Source organism: Bradyrhizobium huanghuaihaiense (assembly GCF_025200885.1).
In the GTDB taxonomy this organism is placed as follows: Bacteria; Pseudomonadota; Alphaproteobacteria; order Rhizobiales; family Xanthobacteraceae; genus Bradyrhizobium; species Bradyrhizobium huanghuaihaiense.
The window spans coordinates 8,777,779-8,788,270 of the sequence record NZ_CP104172.1; the positions used below are offsets into that span (position 1 = coordinate 8,777,779).

The 10,492-nt window shown below is 61.5% G+C and carries 10 protein-coding genes and 3 pseudogenes; all 13 read right to left on the bottom strand.

Translation table 11 applies throughout. The features are described from left to right. Positions 1–258: 258 nt before the first annotated feature. Positions 259–579 (bottom strand): DUF736 domain-containing protein, encoded by a 321-nt coding sequence (locus tag N2603_RS40950; RefSeq protein WP_065728096.1) that lies wholly within the window; start codon positions 577–579, stop codon positions 259–261. A gap of 538 nt (positions 580–1,117) precedes the next feature. After that, a pseudogene (locus tag N2603_RS40955) lies at positions 1,118–1,213 on the bottom strand (beta-ketoacyl-ACP reductase); the annotation flags it as partial. Between the two features lie 8 nt (positions 1,214–1,221). Further along, positions 1,222–1,908 carry an NADPH-dependent F420 reductase gene (locus tag N2603_RS40960; protein WP_260386644.1) on the bottom strand — a complete coding sequence of 229 codons (687 nt, stop codon included), beginning with the start codon at positions 1,906–1,908 and terminating at the stop codon, positions 1,222–1,224. 120 nt (positions 1,909–2,028) lie between these two features. Continuing rightward, positions 2,029–2,795 (bottom strand): annotated as a pseudogene (locus tag N2603_RS40965) (SDR family NAD(P)-dependent oxidoreductase). A 65-nt stretch (positions 2,796–2,860) separates the two neighbouring features. Further along, the gene (locus N2603_RS40970) at positions 2,861–3,559 is read right to left on the bottom strand and encodes an NADPH-dependent F420 reductase (protein WP_260386645.1); all 699 of its coding nucleotides are present in this window, start codon (positions 3,557–3,559) and stop codon (positions 2,861–2,863) included. A gap of 332 nt (positions 3,560–3,891) precedes the next feature. Then, the gene (locus tag N2603_RS40975; RefSeq protein WP_260386646.1) at positions 3,892–4,821 is read right to left on the bottom strand and encodes a LysR family transcriptional regulator; all 930 of its coding nucleotides are present in this window, start codon (positions 4,819–4,821) and stop codon (positions 3,892–3,894) included. 144 nt (positions 4,822–4,965) lie between these two features. Continuing rightward, positions 4,966–5,338, bottom strand: a pseudogene (locus N2603_RS40980) (DUF427 domain-containing protein). Between the two features lie 122 nt (positions 5,339–5,460). Beyond that, complete coding sequence (locus N2603_RS40985; RefSeq protein ID WP_260386647.1) at positions 5,461–5,832, bottom strand: nuclear transport factor 2 family protein; 372 nt, start codon at positions 5,830–5,832, stop codon at positions 5,461–5,463. Between the two features lie 125 nt (positions 5,833–5,957). Further along, a complete protein-coding gene (locus N2603_RS40990; protein WP_260386649.1) occupies positions 5,958–6,761 on the bottom strand; it encodes an NADPH-dependent F420 reductase in 804 nt (267 codons plus the stop codon). A gap of 321 nt (positions 6,762–7,082) precedes the next feature. After that, complete coding sequence (locus tag N2603_RS40995; protein ID WP_260386650.1) at positions 7,083–7,964, bottom strand: LysR family transcriptional regulator; 882 nt, start codon at positions 7,962–7,964, stop codon at positions 7,083–7,085. A gap of 514 nt (positions 7,965–8,478) precedes the next feature. Next, complete coding sequence (locus N2603_RS41000) at positions 8,479–8,691, bottom strand: hypothetical protein (protein ID WP_260386651.1); 213 nt, start codon at positions 8,689–8,691, stop codon at positions 8,479–8,481. 218 nt (positions 8,692–8,909) lie between these two features. Beyond that, positions 8,910–9,392 (bottom strand): hypothetical protein, encoded by a 483-nt coding sequence (locus N2603_RS41005; protein ID WP_260386652.1) that lies wholly within the window; start codon positions 9,390–9,392, stop codon positions 8,910–8,912. Positions 9,393–9,533: 141 nt separating this feature from the next. Beyond that, on the bottom strand, positions 9,534–10,457 hold the full coding sequence (locus tag N2603_RS41010; protein ID WP_260386653.1) for a DUF2493 domain-containing protein: 924 nt from the start codon (positions 10,455–10,457) through the stop codon (positions 9,534–9,536). Positions 10,458–10,492 lie beyond the last annotated feature (35 nt).

The following is a 10,492-nucleotide window of genomic DNA, read 5'->3' on the forward strand; positions in this document are numbered from 1 at the left end:
GGTCCGCTCCGCCGCGATGAGCGGACCTCCGTTAGACAGGGGCGCACTTTCACAGGCGGGCGAGGTGTGGTCCATGTTGCTATGCGAGGAGCACGCTAGCGCCCCAGTTAACGTGGATCGCTTTGTTGGTCTCTTCCACTTTGTATGCCCCGGTATACTGAGCAAGGGCTGCACGCCTAGATACACGACGTGAAGACTGCGGGCAGGCTCTCAAGAAGCCCCGTCCGATCTGTTCGGACGGGGCGTGATTGAGCGCTCTTACTCGCCGTTCTTGCGTGGCCGCGACCAGAGGAGCGTGTAGCCTTCACCGCCCTCATCATCGAACAGGTTTGCGTAGATCGGCGCATTGAACGAGGGATCATCGAGCTTGAGCGAGAGATAGTCGCGGCCCTCTTCGGAGCGCTTCGACCAGGCGGCCCCGATCTCGGCCCGGCCCACGTAGATGCGGTGGCTGGGGGCGTTGTCATTGGAGCGGCTCGTCTCGGCGACGATGCGGACGCCCTTTGCTTGTAGGCTCAGGGTGACGATCTCGCCCTGGAAATCGTTGCCGACCTTCTTGAAAGAACCGATGTTAGCCATGTCACTTCTCCTGTTGTGTTTCGAGCCCGCGACCACCGCGGCCTCGATGGCGATCTAGGGCCGAGGACGATCGGCGACGCACCCGCACGGGCCGGAGCGCAGCGGAGGACGCCGTTGTGGCGACTTTCTTGCCTCGCGAGGAATGGGCGAAGCCCAGGGGAAGAAAGTCGCATCAACGGCGTTGCGGCTCAGACGATCGAGGCGACGCCGGTCTTCGGCCAGATCAAGCCATCAACGAGGCCAGGTGCGTCGCGTGCTGAACCGCAATCTTAAGGGAGAAGTCGTGGCCTATCTCGGCTGTGCTGAACAAGAGGTGGGAACGATTCGGCGCAGAAAGAGAAACAATCTGCTGCAATGGGCGATATCGTCTCTGAAGAAATGATCGAAACACTGCGGCTCCGCTACGGCTTAGTGGGCCGGCCGAAATGGCAGCTTGGTCAAGGCCCTGAAGGAGGAGCAACTGCCCCGCCCCGCTCACAACCCGATCAAGTCTCGTTCATTGCTCCGATCTACGAGATCCTGCTGAATGGCAATTCTTGGCGCCTTTGGCGTGCAAGGCTCGTGCAATCGCTTCGCCGATACCTTGGCTGGCCCCGGTTACCAATGCGGCTCTACCCGCAAGCTGCGTGTCCATTGGACCTCCTAAGGCTTGCCGATGCTGCTGTTGGGCACTGCACGAAATTCCGGCCTTCGCTCAGGACTGGCTTCAGCAAGTGCTTTGCGGACGCCCTCTGCATCGAGATTGGCGGCATATACCGGCGTGCCTGGCTGTTGACGCCAGGACTCGTCAAGCTGACCGGCGTCGGCACCGTCAAATCCCAGTTGGTCGAAGAGCCCGATGACCATCGCTTTGTGGGTCTCATTATCGCCGGAAACCGGCAATGCGATACGCCCCGGCGTGCCCGCTGGCTTGCCCCCATCAAGAAGACTGCGCCAGTGCAGGTTGTTGATAGCTTTCAGCACTGGTCGTCCAAGCAGGTTTGCCACCCAGCGGCTTTCAGCCACGCCCTCTTCGATTGCATCGATCCGGCCATCGCGCTCCCGGGGATAATAATTTCCGGTGTCTACGACGGCAACATCGGGACTGACGCCGTCGAAGAGGTTCTTCGGCAGTTCGACAATCTTCCACACCGGTATCGCAACGAAGACGACCTCGCCGCTGCGCGCCGCCTCATTGGCGGTTACCGCCGTGGCGCCGGTCTCAGCGGTGAGATCTGCAAGCGATTCAGGACCGCGCGAGTTGGCGATGAAGACCTTGTGACCCAACTTCGACAACCGGCGAGCCAGCGAGCCGCCGATTTCCCCAGATCCTATGATTCCAATCTTCATCAGCGGTCTCCGAAGCTATGGAATGGTTGAGGTGACGTCTTCGGGTGTAGGATAGTGTCCGGCACAGGCGCTCTGTGAGCGTCAGTGCCGGGACACTCCGGATGCTGCGCTGTACGGCGATCAGAGCCTGTAGCCGCCACTCGCTTCGATCACCTGCCCGGTGATCCACCGGCTTTCATCCGAAGCTAGGAAAGCCACGACCGCGGCGATGTCCGAGGTTTCACCGAAGCGGCCGAACGCCGTGTCGGCTTCAATGGCCTTCACGATGTTGGCATTCTCTCGGACGGCAGCGTTCATGTCTGTTCGCGTCCAGCCCGGCGCCACGGCGTTCACCGTGATCCCGCGCGGCCCAAGCTCCATCGCGAGTGCATGGGTGAGATTGTTGATAGCCGCCTTAGCCATGGAATAGATCGGCACCATCGGTTGCGGACGTGTGGAAAGGCCCGACGAAATGTTGATGATGCGTCCGCCATCGGAGAGACGGCTCAGCGCCGACTGGACCATGAAGAACGGCGCCCGCGCGTGCACGCAACCATGGTGTCCCAAGCGTCCGGCGTTGCATCCGATAGACCGCCCCAACCCGAATTGCCCGCATTATTGACGAGAATGTCGAGCGTCTTGCTGCCTTTCCGTTCCGTAAGCTCGCGGTCGAGCTCATCGAACAAGCCCGGAATAGACCCGGCGTCGGCGAGGTCTGCGTGCAGCGTAAAAGCGGTGCCGCCCACCTTCTCGATGGCTGCCACCGCTTCCTCAGCGCCCGCGCTGCTTGCATTGTAGGTGATAGCCACGGTCGCGCCGTCGGCCGCGAGCCGCTCGGCGATCGCCCCGCCGATGCCGCGTGACGCTCCGGTCACGAGAGCGGTTTTCCCATTAAGCGTTTGCGCCATTAAAGTTTCCCTTCGTAAAGCGAACTGCGATTTCAGTGAGTTTGCGGATGAGCTGGCGCGCCGGTTCAGGCGATACGTTCGCGCATGATCGGGCCGGGACTTGCCTCGACCACCGTGAGAGCCAGGCGGACGAGGTCAGCGTCGCCGCCATACTCGTGGTCTGCGACGTGATGCAGGAGCACGCCAACCTGTTCGAGCTGCCGGGCACCGCTGAGTGGGCCGGCATTGACGGGCTTAAACCCAGCGTCAACGATCAGACCCCGCGTGACCTCCCCGGCCGCGGCGTCGTCGGTTACGTAGAAGATGTTGGGCTGCAATGGCGATGCTGACCAAGCCGCCGCTTCGAGCGCCGGAGCCGCCATCAGGTTGAACGCCTTGACGATACGACCCTTCGGCAACCGCCGTTGCAGATCTTCCGCGGTCGAGCTGTCGCGCATGAATTCCAGATCATGGAAGTGCACGAAGTCGGCAGTGACGCCGAGCGGGTTCATGGTTTCGATCACGACTTTGCCGTCGAGCGCGTCGCCAACCTCGCTCACGATCGCTTCCACCCGGGGCCAGTAAACGGAGAAAAGAACAGCCTCGCCGAATTCCGCAGCCTCGCGGATCGTGCCGAGCCGAGCCTTGTCGCCCAGTTCCGCAAGTAATGGTGCGATTTTCCGGTCCTCACCGTCCTTCGCGATAACGAGTTCATGGCCTGCGGCGGCCCAGGCTCTTGCCAGACGACTGCCGACATTGCCGGCGTTTAAGATTCCGATCTTCATTAGATATCCTATTCACTTCAACGTTCGCGCTTCCTCGCGGCGCGGGTCGGTTGGAACGTAGGATATCGCTCGGGGATAGATTAGATGCCCGACAAACCTCAGTCTGTTGTTCGTGCGAGCAACAATGGTGAACGGGTGCTCGGTCGCGGAGATTCTCTGGCGCGCAATTCTGAGCTTAAGCGAGGTACGAGGCTGGCTGTCTGACCTCAGCGGCGCCGGCGGGCAAGCGGGTCGTCCGTCTCCGAACTGCACGAGCTACAGGTTTCGGCGCGATCCACCGGCGGTTCTAGTTGTCGATGCCCGAGCACGACCACTGCTATGGTCGGCTCGCCTCAGCGTAGGCTTTCGTCACTACCATCCCCGAAAGCATCGCGGCAAAGATCAACGAAGCCACGCACCTTCGGATCCATGTAGCGCGTGGAGGCAAAAACGGCGTGGACCGGCATCGGTATGCTTGCCCAACCCGGCAAAACCCTGACCAAGCTTCCCTCCGCCACATGTGGCTCAGCCATGAACCGCGGAAGTTGTGCCACTCCCAAACCGGACACGGTCAGGTTCTTGGCGGCAACGATGTTATCGAGTGCGCAGCGTGGCGTCTGCGAAACCTTCTCTGTTGCGTGGCCATTGACAAGGGTCCAGCTTGCACGGCCGCCGGACGTCTTCATAATGAGGTCGTGGCGCTTCAAATCGTCGACGGTGCGGAGCGCCGCGCCGTCCTTCAAATATCCAGGCGCGGCATAGAGACCGTAAGTTATCTCTCCAAGCTTGCGGGCCGACAGATCAGAATCTTGCAAGGTGCCGATGCGGATCGCGACATCGATTCCCTCATGAATGATATCAACGAACCGAATGGAGTATACCGCTTCCACCGTGACCTTCGGCCACTTCGACAAATAGGCGGCGATCCAGTTGTCGACCCGCGTGGTGCCGAACTCTGGTGTCGCTGTAATCTTAAGACGGCCCTTGGATTCCTGGCTCTGCTGGGCGACCGCGGCTTGGGCCGCCTCTGCCGCAGCAAGGATCGAGGAGGCGCGTTCGAAATAGTCCCTTCCCACTTCCGTCACGCTGAGCCGGCGGGTCGATCTGTTCAGCAGCTTCGCGCCGAGCTTTTCCTCGATCCGTTGCACGATGCGGCTCACCCGAGCCTTGTCAGTCTCGAGGCGATCGGCCGCAGCGGTGAAGGACTCCTCCATCACCACTGCGACGAAGACCTGCATTTCTGAAAAACCGATTGTTGATGTCATGGACAATGTTGATGTCATGGACAACATCTGTCACGCGCCACTTGAACTAATCAACCGGCGCGAACCCTATGTCTCCGACATCAATGGGTTAAGTTTTGGCGCACTGTTGTCATCGGAACAACAACAGAATCCGGCTGATTTGCTGGTTCGATGATCCAGCATTCAATCGCGGGGCATTGTTTCGATGGTATCGACGCGGTCCGGGTAAAACGCGAGATATCCCTTAATGATCAGCATGTGGTCGAAAGGGTCCTCGTAAGACCAGGCGACATCCTTGGCGGCGCCACTTCGCGCGCTGAAATAGCCTGGCGTCGCCCTTGTATGGGCAGTGGGTGCTGGTGTCGCTCGGGCTGAGTCCGCTCATCGCCGCGTCGGCGCGCGGGATGTAGTAGACCGGATTGAGGCTCGCCTCCTTGAGGATGAGGGCGTCGCGGCTGTCGGCGAGGACGGTACCATCCAGCTTGACGACGACCCTCTCCCCCGCCGGAGCGATGGTGATCGGATGGTCGGGACCTGGCCTTCTTTCACCTTGCATGTCATGTTCCTTCCTGTTCGCTCGCGGTGAGCAAGTCTCGCGCCGCGTTAGGCCTGCTTATCGAGGCACGCGAGCATCCGGGCGTCCGCCCGGCCGCTGCCCGCGGAATGGATCTGGTGTGCCTACTGTTCGATTGGAACGAGACGCATCGCCTTTCCGCCCAGCTTCGGGACCAGCCGCTGCTGGACCGCGACGACGGCGGGCAGCGGGCGCCACGCGATGGTCATGGTCTCGATGCGGCCGTCCTTACCCAGGCGGACGTGGTCGAAGGCGTCGATCACATGGTCCTCGAACCGGATCGTGAGGACGGCGATGACGTCGGCACCGTCGCGCATCATCATCCTCGGCTCGAAGGCGTCGATCGTGGAGAGCAGTTCGGCGAGGACGCCGGCCACACTGGCCCGCCCCTTGAACGGCGTGGGAAGGATCGGGCTGTTGAGTTCGACGGTCTCGGAAAGATGCGCGCTCGCGCGCCCGACGTCGCCCTCGTGCATCGCCTCGAGGAAAAGGGGTGAGATGGTCTTGCATCGCTCTAGCTCCTGATGTGTGCAGCCTGGCGGGGCAATAAGCCCCCCGTCCAATAGCCGGACGCCCACGAACGGGGGCGCCCGGCAGGAGGTCACTTCTTGACGGTGTCGGCGCTGGCTTGCTCGAAGAACAGAGTGACGTGGATTTGCGGCATACCTTCGAAAGTCCCGCCGATCGGCGACGGGCGCACGGCCTCGTCGACGAGCTTGCGCGCCTCTTCGCGCGACAGCGGCTTGCCCGGCTGCTGATACTTACGGCGGGTCTCCTCGTCGGTGGCGTCGAGCGGCACCTCGGGGGCGTAGCGCCAGAAGTAGATGTCCGTGCTGGGCTCGATGCGCCAGCTATCGGCGAGCGAACCAGCATCGATGACGTCGAAGCCGATGTCGTCGAGGAAGGTGGTCACGGCCTGCTTGGCGCCTGCGTCGTCGCCGGCGATCGGCAACGTGGTGCGGTTTGCATCGCCCTTGGGGGCGGCGTTTGCCTGCATGTGGATCCAGCTGAGGTTGTGGAGGCCCTTGACGACCTTGGCGCCCTTGAGCTGGCGCGCGATGAGTTCGCTAGAGGTGAGCTCGCCCTGGTCCAGATCATCACGGCGGAAGTCGCCAAGGCCGGGGTAGTAGTTCGTCTGGTCGAGGACGACCTTCCCTGCGAACTTGTCGCCCGGCAGCTGCTCGAACGCGGCGATCGGAATCGAGATGGTGACGATGTCGCCGGCGACGATCGCGTCTTCGACGGTTCCGGCACGGGCACGGGGGCCGAGGTCCTTGACGAGCCCGGAGATGGTTTCCGGGCCGCGCGAATTGCTGATCACGACGTTATAGCCCGCCGCGATGGCGAGATGAGCGACAGCCTTGCCGACGAGGCCGGAGCCGATGATTCCGATTGTTTGTGTCATCTACGATGTCTTTCTTCATAGGGGCGGTGGCCGCCGACAGGATTCGTGCGCCCGCACTGTCTCGCGCGCCCTTCGAGGGCGAGCGCCGCAACAAGCGACACGAGCGAAGTTATGGATTTGATCGAGGAGTTAACAGTCGGGCCACGGGCAACACACTGTTGTCCTCCGAACCGACAATCGCCAGCAGTGCAGGCACGCTCGTCCGCGAGCGACACAGGTCGCTCGAAAGGCAAGCGCCATGACCAGATCGCTACGACGCCCGTTGACGACAGAATGGCTTCACGCCGTTAGAGCCCAACGCATGCGGCGCAGCAGATCGTCTCAACTCAAGCCTTCGACATCACTCCTGAAGCCATCGCGGCAGACGTCGACAAAACCCCGCACCTTCGGATCCATATAGCGCGTCGAAGCAAAGACAGCGTGGACCGGCACGGGGATACGCGCCCAACCCGGCAGGACCCTGGCAAGGCCGCCTTCGGCCACATGCGGCTCGGCCATGTATCTTGGAAGCTGCACGATCCCCAGACCCGACAGCGCCAGGTTCCTGGCGGCCATGGTGTTATCGAGGGCGCAACGGGGTGCGTGCCACACCTTCTCAGTCTTCTCACCATTCACCAAGGTCCAGCCCGGGCGACCGCGCGGCGCATGCATGATGAGGTCGTGCCGCTTTAGATCATCGACCTTGCGGATAGACGCGGCGCTCCTCAGATAATCCGGGGAAGCATACAAACCGTAGGTCAACTCTCCCAGCCTGCGAGCCGAAAGCTCCGAGTCCTCCAACGGGCCGATGCGAATCGCCACATCGACACCTTCATGAATGATATCGACGAGACGGTTCGTGTACTCCGTTTCGACGGTGACCTTCGGCCACTTGCGTAAAAATTCAGCAATCCAGCCATCGACCCGCATCGTCCCAAATTCAGCCCCAGCGGTAACCTTCAGGCGCCCCTTCGGTTCTTGGATCCGTTGCGCCACTGCGGCTTCGGCGGCTTCGGCAGCCGCTAGAATCGACGAGGCGCGTTCGAAATAATCGCGCCCGACTTCCGTCACGCTGAGATGCCGGGTCGACCGGTTCAAAAGCCGCGCGCCGAGCTTCTCTTCCATTCGCCGCACAACGCGGCTCACCCGCGCCTTATCCGTTTCGAGGCGTTCCGCTGCGGCGGTGAAAGACCCTTCAGTCACCACGGCGATGAAGGCCCGCATCTCCAAGAAATCTATTGTTGTCGCCATTACAACAGTCTGTAACTTTCCGACGGAATTATCAATATGCAAACAACTGTCATTCTACGTCATTCGCGGCAAGCAAGCCGCGGCCTCAAACGAGCCTGAGGATGAGCATCCTGGCGGCGACAAAGATGATACGCAGCGAGGGGTTCGGCAGCGCCTCTATTGGCATTGTCACGCGTTGCAGCCAAGCCGGACGCCTGATCACCGGACAATCCGTGATGAGACAGAGGCAATAACACCATGCCCGACAAGCCAAACATCATAGCCACGAAGGGCTTCTTCAACGCGCAACGATGAGGCGATCTGGATGACGCCTTTTGCGACTACGTGCATCCCGACTTCCGCATTGTGGTCTCCTGCGCCTGCAATGACGAACTGCGCGCCGCGATCCCTTGGGCGGGCTATGAACATAAGGGCCGCGAGGGGTATCAACGCCTGACGAGGCTTCTCTTCTCCGAGTACGAACTGCTCGCTTACGAGACCACACGATTTACCGATTCCGGCAGTCTTCGTCGAAGGTCATTTCCGCTTGCGGCACCGCAAGACCGCGAAGATCGCCGATAGTGATTTCCTCGCCCGATTTGAGATGCGTGATGGAAAAATTGCCGGCGGCCAGATTTACGAAAACACCGCTGCTGTTGCCGACGCACGCCGCGCCGACCGAACAATCTTTCCAGGTCGGCGGAGGCGTGCGCTGCCACACCTTGATTGATCCGGCGGCATCGAAGCCGGGATCGCGCCATGTCGCTGTCCACCCGGTTGACGTGCGTCAAAGCGACTCGCCGAGCACACAGGTGATCACGCGTGACGATCACGATGGGGCATCTCAAACAGACCCCAATAGCCGTCCCCCACTACAGCTATTCATGGCATTCCCGGTTTATTTCAATCACTTATGACACCAGAGCGTTTGGTGAACAATCATCCCTCGCGCTTGGCGGCCGGAATAACTGGTGGTGCCGGTTTCTCCGCCACACCAGCCAGTTCGAACTGGTGGGACTCCGCAAGAACGATCAAGCGCGTCCACGCTGTGCCGCCAACACAGACCGCGCCCAGGGAAGCGAAGATCTCACGCCACGCCAGCGAAGGCGCGCCGATCTGGGGCAGGGCGAACACCACATGATAGCCGGCGACGGCGGCGGGAATAGTGAATGCTGTCGCGATCGCGATGCGCAAGGCCAGCGACCGAGCAACGGCAACGCCGACCTGGCCGAGCACGAGCGTCAGCGCACCGCCCGCCGTTGCGATAAGCAGCGCGCCAGCGACGCCGGCGCCGCTCTGCAACGCCTTCATCCCGATACTCAGTGCGACGAAAAACGGCAGGGCATACACAGCGAGCGCAAAGATCGCCCAGCAGAACAAGCCAATTCCGAGTGTGTTGAGAACAAGCCCAAGGGCGAGCATGGTGGTGGCTCCATGTGCATAGGTCTAGCGGTCGCGCCTTCCACCACCACCACGGCGCGAACCTCAGACCTAAAATCGAAACGAGGCGGAGTTGCGGCGCGTGCAACTCCGCTTCGATGGCCGACGGCGAAGGGACGGCACTCACGCGCCGCCGAACCTCCAGACCGGGATGCCGAGCCGCTTCGCTTTGTCGGCGAGGTTGTCCTGGATTCCCGTGCCCGGGAAGTGCATGACGCCGATCGGCAGAAGTTCGAGCATGGTGTCGTTGCGCTTGAAGGGCGCAGCCTTGGCATGTTTCGTCCAGTCGGGCTTGAACGCGATTTGAGGTACCTTGCGGGTCGTCGCCCATTTGGACGCGTTCAGTTCGGCTCCCTTCGGGGAGCCGCCGTGGAGCAGGACCATGTCGGGATGCTTGGCGTGAACCTTGTCGAGGCGGTCCCAGATGAGGTGGTGGTCATTGAAGTCGAGTCCTCCGGTGAGTGCGACCTTCGGTCCTGGCGGCAACAAGACCTCGGTCTCAGCACGGCGCTTGGCTGCGATGAAGTCGCGGGAGTCGATCATCGCTGCGGTGAGCTTGCGGTGGTTGACCAACGATCCCGATCGGGGGCGCCAGAATGAGCCGGTGTGGGTCTCAAACCGCTCGATGGCCTGGTCGCGGAAGAGCTCCAGGCAGCTGCGGCGCTCGATCAAGGTGATGCCTTCGACAGTCAGGCGCTCGAGTTCAACCGATCTGACCTCGGAGCCGTTCTGCTCGCGCTGGCTTTTCTGCTGCGCTTGTTCGTTGTCGTCGAGGTGGCGCTCAATGCGGTCAACGGCACGATGGAACAGGTTGACGGTCGACCAGAGCAGATCGTCAAGGTCGGGTTCGAGCCGCGTGTCGCTCAACGTCGCGACCAGGGCGTCGAAGATGTCGGCGACAGCCCCAGCGATCATCTTGCCTTCGGGAAGCGGTCGCGGGTCAGGCTGGTCGTCGAACGGATGGTAGCCAAAGAGCTGTAGCTCGGTGAGGACGTGGTCCGTTGGAGAAGAGGCGTGCGGCGGTTCGATCTCGTCGTGGTCGGTCATTGGAAGGACCCTTTGCCGGATCGGCCGCGACCATC

Coding starts and splice junctions, on each gene's coding strand:
- N2603_RS40950 (WP_065728096.1), bottom strand. CDS start 579: ATGGCTAACATCGGTTCTTTCAAGAAGGTCGGCAACGATTTCCAGGGC.
- N2603_RS40960 (WP_260386644.1), bottom strand. CDS start 1,908: ATGAAGATTGGAATCATAGGATCTGGGGAAATCGGCGGCTCGCTGGCT.
- N2603_RS40970 (WP_260386645.1), bottom strand. CDS start 3,559: ATGAAGATCGGAATCTTAAACGCCGGCAATGTCGGCAGTCGTCTGGCA.
- N2603_RS40975 (WP_260386646.1), bottom strand. CDS start 4,821: ATGACATCAACATTGTCCATGACATCAACAATCGGTTTTTCAGAAATG.
- N2603_RS40985 (WP_260386647.1), bottom strand. CDS start 5,832: ATGCACGAGGGCGACGTCGGGCGCGCGAGCGCGCATCTTTCCGAGACC.
- N2603_RS40990 (WP_260386649.1), bottom strand. CDS start 6,761: ATGACACAAACAATCGGAATCATCGGCTCCGGCCTCGTCGGCAAGGCT.
- N2603_RS40995 (WP_260386650.1), bottom strand. CDS start 7,964: ATGCGGGCCTTCATCGCCGTGGTGACTGAAGGGTCTTTCACCGCCGCA.
- N2603_RS41005 (WP_260386652.1), bottom strand. CDS start 9,392: ATGCTCGCCCTTGGGCTTGTTCTCAACACACTCGGAATTGGCTTGTTC.
- N2603_RS41010 (WP_260386653.1), bottom strand. CDS start 10,457: ATGACCGACCACGACGAGATCGAACCGCCGCACGCCTCTTCTCCAACG.